Genomic DNA, 16784 nt, shown 5'->3' with positions numbered 1-16784 from the left:
AAAATAGTTATTTGGCTACATCAAGGTAGGTAACACTACCTTTTTTATTTAATAATGATAAAGATTATAGTAAAATAAATGTGGTGATTATATGAAGAAAAAAGTAATTATAATAATTTTATTAGTTTTATTAATATTTACCCCAGTACCAGTTTTAGCACGAGCTGGAGGTGGCTCAAGTGGTGGCTCTGGAGGTAGTTCTGGCGGTGGAACAGGTAGATCATCCCATACAACAAGAGGTCGAAGTACCTATAACCAAAGTCCGATTGAACGATTAGCTAGTATGGCTGGTTTTAGTTTAGTAATGGTCTCAATAGCTGGGTTTACAGTTTACAAAAGAAGACAAAGAGCTATAATAATGCATCGTGAAGTTAGTGAGACTTTAGATATATTAGATGATCAAGATATTTTTTGGAATGAAAAGAGAATAAAACAACAGGTTGAAAAATGCTATTATGCAATTCAGGAAGCATGGTCAAATCAAAATCTAGAAGTTTTAAAGCAATATTTAAGTCCATCCTTATATGAAAGCTGGCAAATTAAACTTAATTGGCAACAATTTCAAGGTCAGAGAAATGTATTAAGCAATATTAAGTTATTAAAACATGATGTGGTCAATCTTTATGATAGTACTGATAATAATGAGGATTACTTTTGGGTTTATATAGAAGGTAAAATGAATGATAAGATGCTTGATCAGGAAAATCAGATTATTGAAAGTAATAATGATGTTTTTGTTGAGTATTGGAAATTTATTAGAAATGAGAATAATATTTATTTAGATCAGATTTTACAACAAGATGAATTTGAAAAATAGAAATGAATTAATAGCTTTTAAATATTAATGGCAAAAATCAAATTAAAATGGTAAAATTATTAAACTAAGAATCAAATATTTTGTTTAATAAAGGAGAAAAACATGCTAGTAACCGATAAAGAGTTAAAATCCATTGTTAGTGATACTCGTAATTTAAATATTGGCCGTAATTACTGGCAGAGTGGATATGTAAAAAAAATCAAAATAACTGCCGATCGAAACAATCATTATTTAATTAAAGGCGTTGTTGATAATGATAGTTATCAAAATGATTGTCAAATAACAGTTGATGAAAATAATAAAATTATTGATTATCAATGTGATTGTTTCTGGTGTGATGATATATCAGCTTGCGGTCATATTGCAGCGGTGCTATTTAAAGTTCAAGAATTGTCACCCGATTATTTTCCGTTTATTTTTGAAGAAAAGACCAATGATGAAAATGCATTTTTACAACAATTGATGTTATTTCAGGAAAAACAAAAACAAGCTAGAATCAACAGTGAGTTATCATTAACTAGAAATTTGATTAATAATTATAAAGAAGATAAAATTAATCAATTTAGTTTAATTAGTCAATCCAAAAAAGACATCGAAGTTCAAATTATTACTTCTGATTATTATGCTTTAAAATTTAGAGTTGGCAATGAAAAGAAATATGCAATCAAAAATATCACTAAGTTTATTGAGGCAATAGAAGATAATAAACTAGTCAAATATGGAAAACAATTAGAATTTGTTCATACCCTAAATGCATTTAGTGAAGATGCTTTAAAAATTATAGAGTTAATGAAATATTGTTTAAATAACCAAAAATATTATGAATTTTATCCCTACTTTGGTGGTTTTAAAAATGAAATAGAAATAGATTCTACTAATATTGATTATATTTACGAAACATTAAGTCAACTTAAAAACACTAATAAACAGTTAGATCTTTATGAAATTGATCGGTTAATTGCACTTAATATAATAGAACAAGATGATTATTATCAAATAGAGTTAGAAGATTTTAATGGTATTTGTGGTAAAAAAGATATTTATTTGATCGAAGATAATACTATTGAATTAATAAAATTAGATAATGATAGTAAAGCTTTACAGTTTATAAAAAACTGTTTAAATAAAGATGAATTGTTACTTTCTAAAAAAGATCTAAATGATTTTAATAAATATCTTTTTAATGATATTAAAAAATATTTTGATATAAATGGTGTGAACTTTAGTGATTCGAAAACTGAAGCTGAAGTATTAACACTATATGGTGATATTGATGAGTATGAACAAGTCAAATTTTATTTAGAATGTAAACAAAATGGACAAACATTTTATAGTTTTGACCATGATGGTTTTAATACATCAATGGACTTTGATTTGATTGAAAATTATTTAAAAGAAATGAGTGATGTTATTGATTATAATGAACATTGTGTTTATCTAAATTTAGATAATGAAAAAACTTATCAATTTTTAAACCAGGGATTACCTTTTTTAGCTAACTATTGTGAAATTATGGTTAGTGATGCTTTAAGAAAGATTGGTCAAAAATCACAGTTTTCAATTACTGTTGGGGTAAGTATTGAAAATGATTTACTAGCAATTGATATTGATAGTATCGATATTCCAAGTCAGGAACTAACTGATGTTTTAAATGCTTATCGGCGCAAGAAGAAATTTCATCGTTTAAAAAGTGGGAAATTGTTATATTTAGAATCAGATGAATTAGAAGAATTAGATAATTTAATGAATGACTATCATTTAAGTGCTAATATGATAGAAGATGGCCATTTAGATATGAATGTTTATCGTGCTTTTAGCATTGATAATAAAGCTGATAATAGTAATCATTTAGTTTTTAATCGTAGTGATGTTTTTAAAAATGTAATTGATAATTTTAAAAATACCAAAAAACAAACCTTTGCTTTATCTAATCATTATCAAAAAATCTTGCGTGATTACCAGAAATTTGGTTACCAGTGGTTAAGGTTGATTACAAGTTACGGTTTTGGGGGAGTTTTAGCTGATGATATGGGACTTGGTAAAACTTTACAGATTATCGCTTTATTAGATGAATGTCGTGATGTTAATAAAACAAGTTTAGTAGTTTGTCCTTCATCGTTATTGTTGAACTGGCATGATGAAATCTGTCGCTTTTCGCCTAACTTAAAGTGCAAGTGTGTTCATGGCAATTTAACGAAACGAAAGAAGGCAATTAGTGCTTTTGATGAAGCTGATGTTTTAATTACTACTTATGATTATATGCGCCGTGATTATAAATTATATGAAGATTATGAATTTGAATTTGTTATTTTAGATGAAGCCCAGTATATTAAAAATCCTAAAACTAAAAATGCTAGTGCAGTTAAATCGTTAAATTCTAAACATCGTTTCGCTTTAACCGGAACACCAATAGAAAATTCATTGGCAGAATTATGGTCGATTTTTGACTTTTTGATGCCGGATTATTTATTTAACTATCATTATTTTCAAGGTACTTATGAAACACCGATTGTAAAAAATCAAGATGAAGATAAACAGTTAGAATTAAAAAAATTAATTAGTCCATTTATTTTAAGAAGAAATAAACGAGATGTTTTAAAAGAATTACCAGATAAAATTGAAAAAACAATGTTACTGGAATTTAGTGAAGAAGAAAGTAAATTATATTTAGCTAATTTAATGCAGGTAAATAAAGAATTACAAGAAAAAATGCATTATGAAAAGGTTGATCGAATAGTCGTTCTAGCGATGTTGACCCGTTTGCGTCAAATATGCTGTGAACCACGGTTGTTGTACGATAATATTTTACATATTTCTTCTAAATTAGAGGGATGTCTAGAATTAATAAGAAATTTCCAGGGAAATAATCAAAAAGTGCTATTATTTTCATCTTTTACATCGATGCTGGATTTAATTAGTGACGAATTAGAAAAACAGCAGATTAGCTATTATAAATTAACAGGGGCAACATCTAAAGAAAAACGCCATCAGTTAGTTGAGCAATTTCAAAATGACGATACTACAGTCTTTTTAATATCATTAAAAGCAGGTGGTACCGGCTTAAATTTAACCGCAGCCGAAGCAGTTATTCACTTTGATCCATGGTGGAATATGTCAGCACAAAATCAGGCTACTGACCGAGCTTATCGTATTGGTCAAAAAAATGTTGTGACTGTTTATAAACTGGTCATGAAAAATAGTGTAGAAGAAAAGATTTTGGAATTACAAAACAAAAAGAAAAATTTAGCCGATACTTTTGTAGAAAATAATGAAGGTAATATCACAAGTATGTCGACTGAAGAAATAATTAATTTATTTTCAATTTAATTAGGACTGAAGGGAAAGAATATGAACAAAGTATTTAGTAGTATACTATTACTAACATTATTAATAAATACAGGTTGTAGTAGTGAAAATAAAATAAACAATAATTTTGATTATTACTGTTATCTAATAGAAAACCAGGATTTGCGTCTTGAAGATAATACTAAACAGGCAATTAGTGATGATGAAAAAGAAGAAGATCAGACTGATGTAGAAAATGATGATACTATTTGTCACAGTTACAATATTTATGATGATGATAAATTAGTAGGGACATTAAAAGATGTCGAGATGTATTGGGAAGGCGATGAAAATTATATTATTGTTTTAAATTTCCAATATGATTATACATCTATTACATTAGGGTATAATGAATATCCTGATTCAAATGTGATTGAACGTGATTTTGAGTTTTATCGATATGATATCACTACTAATGAATTATCAGAAAAAGACATTAGTGATGCTGTTGAAAAAATCAGTCCTAAAGTTCATGATTTATTATTGGAATTTGATCAAGATGTTTATGAAAATTTAGCGAAAGTTTATACATTTCCATCTAATTATGAGTATTCACATTATGGCAATGTTGATAATGAGTATATTTGGTTTTTAAGAGATGATGAAGATGGTCAGTATCTTTATTATGGCTATGACTTTGAAAATAAATTTGATAATTATTATAACCAGGAATCATAATGAAACCTGGTTTTTTATTGGTTGATTTTAGTATTTGATGAATAACGTTTCAATTCAATTGTTTTGTTCATAGTAATTGTTTTTTGATAATTATTTTGGTAATTAAATGCAAAATAACAGCTATATAAAATATCTAATATAGTATGAATGCTTTGGCGACTTGAAAATGAACTGATTTTACTATGAACATTTTCTCTAGTACATAAATATAAACTAACATCACTATATTTATTGATCGTATTATCGCCGATACTGGTTATTGTAATCGTTGCAATTTTACGTTTTTGCAGAATCTGACAAGCATTAACTATTGGAGCAGTTTCGCCAGTATAGGAAATAATGATTGCTAAAGCATCGCTAGGTAAAGTATGGGTTTGAAAAACTTGTTCAATTGGATCAAGACAAAATTCAACTGGCATGCCTAAACGTTTCATAGCATATGAAAACTCTTGAGCGGCAATATAAGACATACTAGTACCAAAAAGATAAATAGCAGAACAGTTTTTTATTAATGTCAGCGCTTGCTGTAAACTGTCATGGTCTAATAAAGTAAGGGTATCGTCGATTGTTTCTTTTTGTAAAGTACCAATTTTATTAGCGATTTTCATGATATTATCCTGGCTATTAAAAGGAGTATTGCATCGATTTGTTGAAAATGGCTATTTAAATATTGTAATTCTAAAATAAAATCTTCTTTAAATTGATTCCAGCCTGAATAACCTATTTTTTTAGCGAAAACAACTAATGCCGCAGGAGATACATAGATTTTAGCAGCAATTTGTTTAAGGGTTAGATTTTTTAATTGTTCTTTGTTTTCTAAAATAAAATTTTTGATTATTTCTTCATTAGAACTAAGTTTTATTACTTCCATTTTTTGAATAATTAACATGTTTATCACCTGATTTAATTATATCTTATGAACAATGTTTAATAAGTAAGAAATATTTTTGGATTATTTTTTAAATCTTGTTTAAATTTGTTGTTATCAAATAGAATGATATCTTGATTCTTTATATAATACCAATTGATATGGAGATGAGAAAATGATTAAGCGATTTATTGTTTTTGTTGTAGGAATGAATGTCTTAGCAATCGGTATTATTTTAAATACTAAATCTTTACTTGGTGTAGGATCGATTAATACGTTGCCTTATGCTTTAGCTAATATTTTATCAGTAAGTTTAGGGACAATGACAACAATGGTTTATCTTGTTTTTATTATAATTCAATTAATATTGCTAAAAAGATTTGATTTACAAGTAATTATCCAATTACCATTTTCTTTTATTTTTGGTTATTTAATAGATTTTTATGATCTTTTTTTTAGTTATGAACCAACTGCTTTTTATATGCAAATTGTTATTTTAATAATTGCGATAGTGTTAACAGCATTAGGCGCTTTTTTAATGGTACTTGGTGATATTGTGTTAAATCCGGCTGATGGTTTAGTACATACAATTGGCAAAGTGACAAATAAAGATTTTGGTTTTGTTAAAAATATCGCTGATTTAGTTTTTATTGTGTTAACAGTAGTTATTTGTTTGGTTACTAAAGGATATATTTTAGGAATTGGAATTGGAACCGTTGTTTCAGCGATTTTTATTGGTCGTTTTGTAGCACTTTATCAAAATATCTATAATCATTTGCAAGAAAGTAAGATATAATAAAATTATAATAAGGAGGCAGCTATTTATGAAAACTGGATTATATTATTTTTCGGCAACTGGTAATTGTCTTACAACAGCGAAAATATTAGCAGAAGAATTACCAAATGATTGTGATATTATATCTTTTGCTTCATTAAAAAATAAAGATCAAATTAATGTTGATTATCAACAGATTGGTTTTATTTTTCCAATTTATTATGGAGATATGCCGTATTTGGTTCGCCAAGTGATTGAAAAAATGAATTTTAATAATAATCCATATGTATTTTTAGTGGCGACATATCGAGGGCATCCTGGCGATATTGGCAAACGCTTAGATGATTTATTAAAAACAAGAAAGGCGGCTTTATCATTAAATGTTGGTGTTTCAATGCCTGGTAATAGTTATTTAAGTACTAAAGAAGAAATGGATGAAGCATTACATAATCAAAGAAAGAATATTCAAGGATTGATTAGTAAAATTGTTAATCAAGAAAAAGAAGATTTTTCAAAATTAGCTAGCGTTGAACCATCAGTAGTTGGTTTAAAAGCATATAATATGCGTGGTATAAAAGCTGATGATAAATGTATAGGTTGTGGTATTTGTACGCGTGTTTGTCCAATGGATAATATTAAAGTAGAAAACAACCATGCAATAATTGGTGATAATTGTATTACTTGTTTAGCTTGTTTTCACTGGTGTCCTAAAGAAGCAATTTATATGAGTAAAGAAAAAGATATTGAACGGCGCTTTAAGTATCATCATCCTGATGTTACTTTGCAAGATATTATTGCCCAAAAGAAAACCGATTAATTCAGTCACCTCATTTTAATTAATTTAAAAATGAGATTTTTTATAAAAGTAAGTATATTTAAATTATAGTTATTTTATCTTGAATCATTTAATGGTATCATAATCTTGTAATAAAATGTAAAAATAACTGATAGATTCAACGAAGTTTTATTATAAAAACAGTTATTGAAGGGAGATAATAATGAAACTTATACCATTATTTAAAAAGATAAAGTTAAATAAAGCTCAAGAAGATGAGTATAAGCTAACTATTGAAAATGAAATTAAGCAGAATTTATGGATTATAGTTGTTTTGATTTTACTTTTTCAAATATATAATATGTTTTATGTAGGCATTTATACTGATTTTACTTTTGCTTCAGTGGCTAGTAAAGTTTATATGGCAATGTATGCTGTAATGATGGCTGTTTGTATTTTGACTTTACTTATCATAGCTTTTAAAAAAAGAAAAGGTGGCAAGATAACTGGCCTTCAATATTTCTTTGTATTATTTTTAATACTATGGTCATTGATAATTACTGTTTATGATAACCGGGTTTCTAATAATATTAATGTTTATATTATTAGTTTATTAGGAATTGCTATTTTAACATACATTCCACCTAAGTTTTTTGTACCGTTGTATGTAATTGCTAATATTGCTTTGATTTATTCGATTTCATATTTTTATCCTGGTGATTATACGATTCATTATAGTTTATATCTTAATAGTGTATCATTAACGCTTATGGCACTATTTATTAGTTATTATCGTTATCAATCAACACGCCAGGCATTTTTAAATAATTATATTATTAGAGCTAAAAATAAAACTATTGTTGAAAATAGTGCTCGGTTAGATTTTGTTGCCCATCATGATTCTCTTACAAAATTATTAAATCGTCGTTATCTAACTAAATATTTAGAAACTATTTATCAAAAAAATAGTAATCTACCTCAGAAAACGGGAGTTTTGATAATTGATATTGATGATTTTAAAAAATATAATGATTACTTTGGTCATGTAAAGGGAGATCGTTGTTTAGAAAGAGTAGCGAATGCCTTAACACTTTGTTTAAGCGAAGGGGTATTGATTAGATATGGCGGTGAAGAGTTTGTCTATATTAATGAAAATATTACGCTAGAAAGATTGCAAGTAATTGGTGATGAATTATGTCAAGCAATCGAACAGCTAGATTTAACCGTACCACCAAATGTAGCTAGAAAATGTGTGACAGTAAGTGTTGGGGGAACAACTGGTATTATTAAAGATGAAGAGTCATGGTTAGAAGTATTAAATACTGCTGATGAAGCTTTATATATGGCTAAGAAAAAAGGAAAAAGTAAATGTATTTGTAAGTAAGCAGCATGTAAAGACATGCTGTTTTCTAATGAGGTAATTAATCCTAATTTATTTAATAAGTTAATATAAAAGATATATTAATGTTTTAAGATGATTAAACAACTGGAATTAAATATAGTATCGTATTATTTTTATAGTCAAAGAATGGAGGAATTTGATGAAAAGGACAAAACTAGATGATCGAATATTACCAGAATATACCCGCGGTGAAGAAATCTTTAATATGGTTACTCATATAGTCGGTGGTGCTTTTGGAATAGCGGTATTAGTTCTTTGTATCGTTTTTGCTGCTATTCATCATAATGGTTATGGAATTGCCTCAGGGATAATATATGGTGTTTCAATGATTTTATTATATACTATGAGCAGTATTTATCATGGTTTGCCAGCTAATCGAAAAAGTAAAAAAGTATTCCAGATTATGGATCACTGTACTATTTTTGTTTTGATTGCTGGAACATATACACCAGTATTACTATGTTCAATCAGACCAATCGATCCTTTTTGGGCTTGGGTCATTTTAGCAATAGAATGGGGCTGTACAATTATAGGTATTATTTTAAATGCGATAGATATAAAAAAATATTCAACTTTATCGATGGTTTTATATTTAGCGATGGGCTGGGGAATAGTTTTTAGATTTAATCTATTACCAGAAGCAGTTGGGATGAGTGGTATTTATTTATTAGTAGCCGGTGGTTTAGCGTATACAATTGGAACGATATTCTATGGTTTACAAAATAAACATCGTTATATGCATAGTATCTGGCATTTATGGATACTGCTTGGAAGTGCTTTACATTTTTTATGTATAATTTTATATGTTATTTAATTGAATATAAATTGAAACCGTCATCTTATTTATAGAGACTGACGGTTTTTCTTTTCTTTATGAGCTGTAATAATTGTATAACTATTAGCATTTATCGTTATGATACAATTATCGATACTTACATACCAGTTTTTCCCTTTTTGGATAATGATGGCGTTTGGCAATTTAATTTTAGATTTACACCATTCAACAACATCATCGCTGTCTAAAGATAGATTTCTTTTTATTCTAATTACACCTAAATCAGTTGTGTGTAATTTAGCTAAATTTGTTAATAGTTCATTAGTTACATTCATTTTTATTTATCCTTTTATAAAAATATTATTTTTTAATGATTATACCATGTCAAATTAATATTATCATTTCTTTTTTGTTATTAGCCTTGTAAATATTAATCATTGTCGTTAAGATTATATTTAGTGAGGTAGTTATGAAACGGGAAATTATTTCTTTACATATTGCGGTAATGTTATTTGGGTTAGCGGGGGTCATTGGTAAGTTTGTTAGTGTACCAGCTATTTTAGTCACCTTTGGAAGAGTGTTTTTTTCATCAATATTTTTATTAATTATTATATTAATAAAAAAGGACAATTGGAAATTAAAGAAACGTGATTATAGTTATGTTATTGTAGCAGGGATAATACTTGCAATTCATTGGTTTACTTTTTTGCAGGCAATCCAAATAGCAACGGTTGCGATTGGAACCATTACATTTGCAACTTTTCCAATATTTGTAACATTTTTAGAACCATTAATATATCATGAAAAATTAGAAATAAAAAATGTGACAATGGCAATTATTATGTTTGCAGGAGTATTAATTACTGTTCCAGAATTTTCATTGGCTAATCAAATGACGCTTGGAATCGTTGTAGGGATGATCAGTGCCTTTAGTTATGCTATTTTATGTTTATTTAATCGCTATTTATCACTAAATTATTCAGGAACAATAATATGTCTTTATGAACAAGGTGTAGCAACAATTATTTTATTTCCGACAATATTTTTTGTTACAACGACAATTAATTCATTAGACTTAGGAGCAATAATATTTTTAGGAATTGTTTGTACAGCAATAGCCCATAGTATCTATGTAAATAGTTTGAAAAAGATAAAAGTCCAAACAGCTAGTATTATTTCTAGTATGGAAAGTGTATATAGTATTATATTTGCGTTTTTATTATTAAATGAAATGATGGCTTTTAAAGAATTATTAGGTGGTTTGATTATTATTGGTGTAGCTATTTACTTGTCTTTTAATAATTAATAGGATGATTTGTTCATAAATGTTTAAATCAACAGGACTATAATATAAATGAGAAGGTGATATTATGTTTAGATTTAATTATGAATTTGAAAATCAGATTATTGATAAATGGAATAAAAAGGTGCGGTTATTAAGGATTATCGGTGGCATCATTGGTGTTTTGATGATTATTCTTGCTATCTTAGCAATTATTTTTCCGATTGAATCATTAAGTTTAGTAGGCAAGTTTATCGGGTTAGTTTTTTTAATACTAGCTATATATCGTTTTATAGATTATTTAGCAACACCATCTTTCGTAAGATATACCGGTAATTTAGTTATAGTTGTTTGTAATCTATTAATTGGATTATTGTTTTTAAGTTCACCGTTAGAACTGACAGTTAGTACTATTACATGTGTTTTAGCAATTGTGTTACTTATCTATGGTATTAATAAGTTAACTTTTTCGTATCGTTTAAGTTTATTTGGAATTGTTGATGTTAGCTGGGTAAGGGCTATTGGTATTATTAGTATTATTATGGCAGTAATTTTATTAATAGCGCCAATGGTTATGACGGTTATCATAAATTATATTCTTGCAGGTTTTTTATTAGCTGGTGGAGTTGGATTATTGATAGAAGTATTAGAAATGAATGATTTAAGATTATAGTAATATGATTTGTATAGAGATGAAAAGGGGTTCTTGTTTAAAGTGAGAACCCCAAGTTTTTATAAATACTATTTTGAAATTACTGGCTGTAAGTTCCGCCAGGTCCAGCGTTGATAACTGCTTCTGGAAAATTAGAATATTGCTTAAAGTTGTTTTGGAACATTTTTACTAATTTTTGAGCAGTCTGGTCATAAGCATCTTTATCGATCCAAGTAGATTTTGGATTCAATAATTCCTGAGGAACACCAGGACAGAATTTAGGAATATTTAAATTGAAGTAAGGATCTCTTTCATAGCTGACAAAATCTAGTTCGCCATCAATTGCGGCATTGATCATAGCACGAGTAAATTTAATCGGGATACGTTTACCAGTTCCATAAGATCCGCCAACCCATCCAGTATTAATCAAAAAGACATTGGCACCAGCTTTTTTAACTCGACGCTGGAATTGTTGTGCATAAAGCAAAGGGTCTAATGGTAAAAATGGTTCTCCAAAACAGGTAGAAAAAGTTGCTTCGGGTTCGGTAACCCCATCTTCAGTACCAGCTAGTTTGCTTGTATAGCCAGATACGAAATGATATGCTGCTGAGTTTTTATCTAATTTAGAAATCGGTGGTAAAACCCCGAAAGCATCAGCGGCTAAAAAGAAAATTGTTTTTGGAATTGGAGCTACCCCTTCAGGTGCAATATTAGCGATAAAATTTAGTGGATAACCAACACGGGTATTTTCAGTAATTGAATTATCATTAAAATCAATTATTCTAGTATCTTCAAATAAGCAGACATTTTCAGCAACAGCACCAAATCTTACTGCATCCCAGATTTCAGGTTCGTTTTCTTTAGATAAATTAATACATTTTGCATAGCAGCCGCCCTCAAAATTAAATACTGAAGTATGTGACCAGCCATGTTCATCATCACCAATTAATTTACGTTTAGGATCAGCGGATAAAGTTGTCTTTCCAGTTCCTGAAAGTCCGAAGAATAACGCAGTATCGCCTTCATCACCAATATTTGCAGAACAGTGCATAGTAAAGACATTTCGTTGCGGTAAAACATAATTCATGACACAAAAAATACTTTTTTTGATTTCACCGGAATAACCAGTTCCAGCGATTAAAACTATTTGTCTAGCGTAGTCAATCATTACAGCAACATCGCTATTTAAACCAACGCTTTTATCAATTTTGCAATCAGGTGCTGCTAAAATTAAATAATCTTCTTGAAAGTGCTGTAATTCACGAGGAGTAGGTTTAATTAAAAGATTAGAAATAAAAAGATTTTGACTAGCTTTTTCATTAATGATTCTAAAAGCATATGAATATTTTGGATTAGCACCAGCGTAACCATCAAAAATGTATAAGTCTTTATCTGATAAGTGATCGATAATTTGTTTATAAACTAAATCAAATTTTTCTGGTGAAACCGGACGGTTAACTTTACCCCAAGCAATTTTATCATGGATTGAAGGGTGGTCGACAATATATTTATCGTTTGGTGAACGACCCGTTCTTTCACCAGTTTCAATACATAAACAGCCAGCTCTACTAAGGCGTCCTTCTTTTTTTAATAGGGCTTTTTCGACTAAAGATCCAGCGGGAATGTTTCGATAAATTGTTCCAGTAGTTGAAAGCCCATATTTTTCAATTCCATATGTTTCCATAAATTTTTTTATGAAGTGACTTTTATTAAATTGTTTGTTACCTAATTTTTATATTTAAAAGTCCTTCACATCTCCTTTCTTAATATTTTTTATATGTTAGTGTATGATTTTCATACAAAACAAACGAAATTATTATTAGTAAATGAATAAATTATGATATATAGCTCTTTTTTTATTCTACCTTATTTTAAGTTGTAAATACAGAAGATAATGTTTTTTCTAGGGGGTTAATAGTTAAAAATAATAAATATGGTGCGCATTTTTTTAAATTGTGTTATAGTATGCTTGATTTTGAGGCTGGTTTGTTTTTTATGGAGGTTGATTGGAAATGAAAAAGACATTATATTTAATGCGTCATGGAGAAACATTATTTAATGTTCGAAAGAAAATTCAAGGCTGGTGTGATGCGCCTTTAACAGAATTAGGAATTAAACAAGCTAAAGTTGCGGGAAAATATTTTAAAGATCATAATATTACATTTGATCATGCTTATTCTTCAACTTCAGAGCGTGCTTGCGATACTTTAGAATTAGTAACAGATATGCCATATACACGTCTTAAGGGTTTAAAAGAGTGGAATTTTGGTGTTTTTGAAGGAGAAAGTGAAGATTTAAATCCACCTCTTCCATATGGAGATTTCTTTGTAACTTATGGTGGCGAAGGTGAATTAGAAATGCGTCAGCGAATGGCAGATACTTTATTAGAAGTTATGAAAAAAGAAGATCATCAGACAGTTCTAGCTGTTAGTCATGGGGCTTCATGTCGTGGGTTCATGCGTTACTGGTCAAAAAATAGTCAAGTTGATCAAACAACTAGAATTCGTAATTGTTGTATTTTGAAATTTGAATTTGAAAATGATGAGTTTTCTTTAGTTGAAATAATTAATCATGATTTTTAAGTAAACGAGATTAAATTCTCGTTTTTTTAATGTTATAATAGTTAATGTCAATCGATGTAGGAGGGGTATTATGGAAAAAGTAAGATTAGGAAGAACTAATATTGTTGTTAATCGTAATGGCTTTGGTGCTTTACCAATACAAAGAGTGGGCAAAGAAGAAGCCAAAGTGATTTTAAAAAAGGCCTATGCAAATGGAATTAATTTCTTTGATTCAGCTCGGGCTTATAGTGATAGTGAAGAAAAAATAGGATTATCTTTAAGTGATGTACGTAAAGATATTTATATTGCTACAAAAACAATGGCTACAACAGTAGAAGATTTTTGGCGCGATTTAAATACAAGTTTGGAATTATTGAAAACTGATTATATTGATATTTATCAATTCCATAATCCATCATTTTGTCCTAAACCAAATGATGGAACAGGATTGTATGAAGCAATGTTGGAAGCTAAAGAACAAGGAAAAATAAAACATATTGGAATAACTAATCATCGTCTACATGTTGCAAAAGAAGCCGTAGAATCTGGTTTGTATGATACGTTACAATTCCCATTTAGTTATTTAGCATCTGATAAAGAAGAAGAACTAGTAAGATTATGTAAGGAAAAAGATGTCGGTTTTATTTGCATGAAAGCTTTATCAGGTGGTTTAATTACTCGTTCTGATGTAGCTTATGCTTATCTAGCTCAATTTGATAATACTTTACCAATTTGGGGAATTCAAAAAGAAAAAGAACTAGATGAGTTTATTAGTTACAATGATAATCCACCAGTTTTAAATGATGAAATTAAAGCAATAATAGAACATGATCGTCAAGAATTAGCTGGTGAATTCTGTCGTGGCTGTGGTTATTGTATGCCTTGTCCAATGGGAATTGAAATAAATCAATGTGCTAGAATGTCTTTAATGCTTAGAAGATCTCCAAGTGCTAATTGGCTTTCACCACATTGGCAAGAGGAAATGAAAAAAATTGAGACATGTATAAATTGTGGTAAATGTAAAGCTCATTGTCCATATGATTTAAATACACCTGAATTATTAAAGAAAAACTATGAGGATTATAAGACTTTCTTAAAATAATCCTCTTTTTTTATACTATAATTGCATGAATAATATGTAAAATTACTAATCCTACAAAAATAATAGATAATGCCATATGGATTTTTTTCCATTTAGGCTTGTTTTGTTTAATTATATATGCAAATAAAATAATTAATAATAAAATCATCCAGGCAATTTTACCACTAAACATCGCTGGATTATTACCGGCTAATATCCCATGGATTAAAGCTAAAACAAGTAATAAAAAAGCATAAATCTGGTGGAATGAAGTGATTTTTAAAAGAACTTTATTACCCGCAAACTTATTTTTCCATAATGGTAAAATACATAGAATTAATAGAATACAACAAATTAAAACAATAATTTTATTTAACAACATAATACCTACAAAGTTAGAACAAACTAACAATTCGTATTATACTGAAGTTAGAAAAATAGTCAACAAATATTATATTTTTAGAATATTTATGATAATAGTTATTAACTACAATTTTATAGAATATTAATTTAGGATCAAAAGAGTTACTAAAAAGTTTTATAAATTTACTTAGATATGGTTATATAATATTAAAATATTATATACTTAATTTTAGGGTGGTGAATAGAGATGTTATTAATTGACAAAATAGCTAATGAGAAATTAACCAAAGTAGAACGAGATATTGCGAATTATTTATTGGAACACCGAGTTTCTTTAAGTAATTTGTCAACTCGAGATATTGCAAAAGAAGTATATTGTTCATCTTCAGCTGTAATTAGATTAGCTCATAAATTAGGATATCAAGGCTATAATCAGTTAAAAGAACAATTAATTAAGGAACAAAAATATTTGGATTCACATTTCGATAATATTGATGCTAATTTGCCTTTTAGTAAAGATGATAATATGATGAGTGTTGTTGGCAGTATTAAAGAAGTTATTAACGAAGCTACAAAAGATACAGTATCGTTAATTCATCATGATTCATTGCAACGTGCAATTAGGATAATTGATAAGGCCCAGCATATTTATGTTTTTGGCTTTGGGGCTTATGTACCACTAGCTACAGTTTTTCAACAAAAAATGTCGAGGATAAAAAAGCATGTTATTGTTCAAAATCATGTTGGTGAAGAAAAATATCAGGCGGATATGTTAGATGTTAATGATTGTGCTATTATTGTATCTTATTCAGGAGAAAATCATAGTTTAATTAGGGTGGCTTCGTTATTAAAAGAGAAAAATATTCCGATTATCATTATGACGAGTTTTGGAGAAAATACATTAAGTTGTTTTAGTGAATGTATTTTATATATTGCTACTAGAGAAAAGTTATTTTCTAAGATTGCTAATTTTACTTCTGAACATTCAGTATCTTTATTGTTTAATATTTTATATTCATGCTATTTTCGACTCAATTATGAAAATAATTTAGATTACAAAATAAAGCATTCAAAAAAAGTTGAAGTAGAACATTTTTCATCTAACCAAATTATAATGGAAGAAGATAAAAATTAGTATTTTATCTAAAAAATAGAGCACTGTTCTATTTTTTAGATAATTATTAAAATAAATTTTAGAGCGATGTTTTTAAAAGAACAGGTGCTCTATTTTTTTGTTTTAAAGCATGTTAAAACATAGATACAAGAGGAGGAAAGTGTGAAAAATAATTTGACCCAATCGCGAGTAAAAACACAAAAAAAGACGAACTTAAAAACAAGTTCGGTTTCATTTAGAAAAAACAGAATATTATTTAGGAATTTCTTGAATAGATGATACATCAAATCCCTGTG

17 protein-coding genes are annotated in these 16784 nt (G+C 28.3%); 12 read left to right on the top strand and 5 right to left on the bottom strand.

Going from position 1 to position 16784, the window contains the following annotated elements:
- Positions 1-91: 91 nt before the first annotated feature.
- The 3 genes from B5F09_RS08200 (at position 92) to B5F09_RS08190 (ending at position 4840) form a co-directional block, all read left to right on the top strand.
- Positions 92-817, top strand: a complete 726-nt coding sequence (locus B5F09_RS08200) for a Tim44-like domain-containing protein (protein WP_087298878.1) — start codon at positions 92-94, stop codon at positions 815-817.
- Positions 818-919: 102 nt separating this feature from the next.
- Positions 920-4144 (top strand): DEAD/DEAH box helicase, encoded by a 3225-nt coding sequence (locus tag B5F09_RS08195; RefSeq protein ID WP_087373487.1) that lies wholly within the window; start codon positions 920-922, stop codon positions 4142-4144.
- A 21-nt stretch (positions 4145-4165) separates the two neighbouring features.
- A complete protein-coding gene (locus B5F09_RS08190; RefSeq protein ID WP_087373485.1) occupies positions 4166-4840 on the top strand; it encodes a hypothetical protein in 675 nt (224 codons plus the stop codon).
- Between the two features lie 14 nt (positions 4841-4854).
- On the opposite strand, the gene B5F09_RS08185 is transcribed toward B5F09_RS08190, so the two are convergent.
- Both B5F09_RS08185 and B5F09_RS08180 read right to left on the bottom strand, forming a co-directional pair.
- The gene (locus B5F09_RS08185; RefSeq protein ID WP_087373483.1) at positions 4855-5448 is read right to left on the bottom strand and encodes a MurR/RpiR family transcriptional regulator; all 594 of its coding nucleotides are present in this window, start codon (positions 5446-5448) and stop codon (positions 4855-4857) included.
- Positions 5445-5729: a MurR/RpiR family transcriptional regulator gene (locus tag B5F09_RS08180; protein WP_087373481.1), complete on the bottom strand. Its 285-nt coding sequence runs from the start codon at positions 5727-5729 to the stop codon at positions 5445-5447. The genes B5F09_RS08185 and B5F09_RS08180 overlap by 4 nt, the downstream gene beginning before the upstream one ends.
- Positions 5730-5883: 154 nt before the next feature.
- Between B5F09_RS08180 and B5F09_RS08175 the strand changes: the two genes are divergently transcribed.
- From B5F09_RS08175 to B5F09_RS08160, 4 genes are all read left to right on the top strand, one after another.
- The gene (locus tag B5F09_RS08175) at positions 5884-6504 is read left to right on the top strand and encodes a YitT family protein (RefSeq protein WP_087373479.1); all 621 of its coding nucleotides are present in this window, start codon (positions 5884-5886) and stop codon (positions 6502-6504) included.
- A gap of 28 nt (positions 6505-6532) precedes the next feature.
- Positions 6533-7300, top strand: coding sequence for an EFR1 family ferrodoxin (locus B5F09_RS08170; protein WP_087373477.1), 768 nt, complete (start codon positions 6533-6535; stop codon positions 7298-7300).
- Between the two features lie 181 nt (positions 7301-7481).
- The gene (locus B5F09_RS08165; RefSeq protein WP_087373475.1) at positions 7482-8642 is read left to right on the top strand and encodes a GGDEF domain-containing protein; all 1161 of its coding nucleotides are present in this window, start codon (positions 7482-7484) and stop codon (positions 8640-8642) included.
- A gap of 157 nt (positions 8643-8799) precedes the next feature.
- On the top strand, positions 8800-9474 hold the full coding sequence (locus tag B5F09_RS08160) for a hemolysin III family protein (RefSeq protein ID WP_087300776.1): 675 nt from the start codon (positions 8800-8802) through the stop codon (positions 9472-9474).
- 29 nt (positions 9475-9503) lie between these two features.
- Here the strand turns inward: B5F09_RS08160 and B5F09_RS08155 are convergent, their stop codons facing one another.
- Positions 9504-9770, bottom strand: a complete 267-nt coding sequence (locus tag B5F09_RS08155; protein ID WP_087300774.1) for a DUF3781 domain-containing protein — start codon at positions 9768-9770, stop codon at positions 9504-9506.
- Positions 9771-9904: 134 nt separating this feature from the next.
- Between B5F09_RS08155 and B5F09_RS08150 the strand changes: the two genes are divergently transcribed.
- Complete coding sequence (locus B5F09_RS08150) at positions 9905-10741, top strand: DMT family transporter (RefSeq protein WP_087300772.1); 837 nt, start codon at positions 9905-9907, stop codon at positions 10739-10741.
- 64 nt (positions 10742-10805) lie between these two features.
- Positions 10806-11390: a DUF308 domain-containing protein gene (locus B5F09_RS08145; RefSeq protein WP_087373474.1), complete on the top strand. Its 585-nt coding sequence runs from the start codon at positions 10806-10808 to the stop codon at positions 11388-11390.
- A 79-nt stretch (positions 11391-11469) separates the two neighbouring features.
- Here B5F09_RS08145 and pckA read toward each other — a convergent pair whose 3' ends face one another.
- On the bottom strand, positions 11470-13053 hold the full coding sequence (gene pckA, locus B5F09_RS08140) for a phosphoenolpyruvate carboxykinase (ATP) (protein ID WP_087300768.1): 1584 nt from the start codon (positions 13051-13053) through the stop codon (positions 11470-11472).
- A 328-nt stretch (positions 13054-13381) separates the two neighbouring features.
- Between pckA and B5F09_RS08135 the strand changes: the two genes are divergently transcribed.
- Positions 13382-13951: a histidine phosphatase family protein gene (locus tag B5F09_RS08135; protein ID WP_087300767.1), complete on the top strand. Its 570-nt coding sequence runs from the start codon at positions 13382-13384 to the stop codon at positions 13949-13951.
- 70 nt (positions 13952-14021) lie between these two features.
- Positions 14022-15032, top strand: a complete 1011-nt coding sequence (locus tag B5F09_RS08130) for an aldo/keto reductase (protein WP_087373472.1) — start codon at positions 14022-14024, stop codon at positions 15030-15032.
- A gap of 10 nt (positions 15033-15042) precedes the next feature.
- Here the strand turns inward: B5F09_RS08130 and B5F09_RS08125 are convergent, their stop codons facing one another.
- Complete coding sequence (locus tag B5F09_RS08125; protein WP_087373470.1) at positions 15043-15393, bottom strand: hypothetical protein; 351 nt, start codon at positions 15391-15393, stop codon at positions 15043-15045.
- Between the two features lie 228 nt (positions 15394-15621).
- On the opposite strand from B5F09_RS08125, the gene B5F09_RS08120 reads away from it, so the two are divergent.
- Positions 15622-16509 (top strand): MurR/RpiR family transcriptional regulator, encoded by an 888-nt coding sequence (locus B5F09_RS08120; protein ID WP_087373468.1) that lies wholly within the window; start codon positions 15622-15624, stop codon positions 16507-16509.
- Positions 16510-16784 lie beyond the last annotated feature (275 nt).

Source organism: Erysipelatoclostridium sp. An173, from assembly GCF_002160495.1.
Taxonomy (GTDB): Bacteria; Bacillota_I; Bacilli_A; order Erysipelotrichales; family Coprobacillaceae; genus Thomasclavelia; species Thomasclavelia merdavium.
Note: the sequence above shows the minus strand (reverse complement) of the source record. Positions and strands in the feature narration are given on the sequence as shown.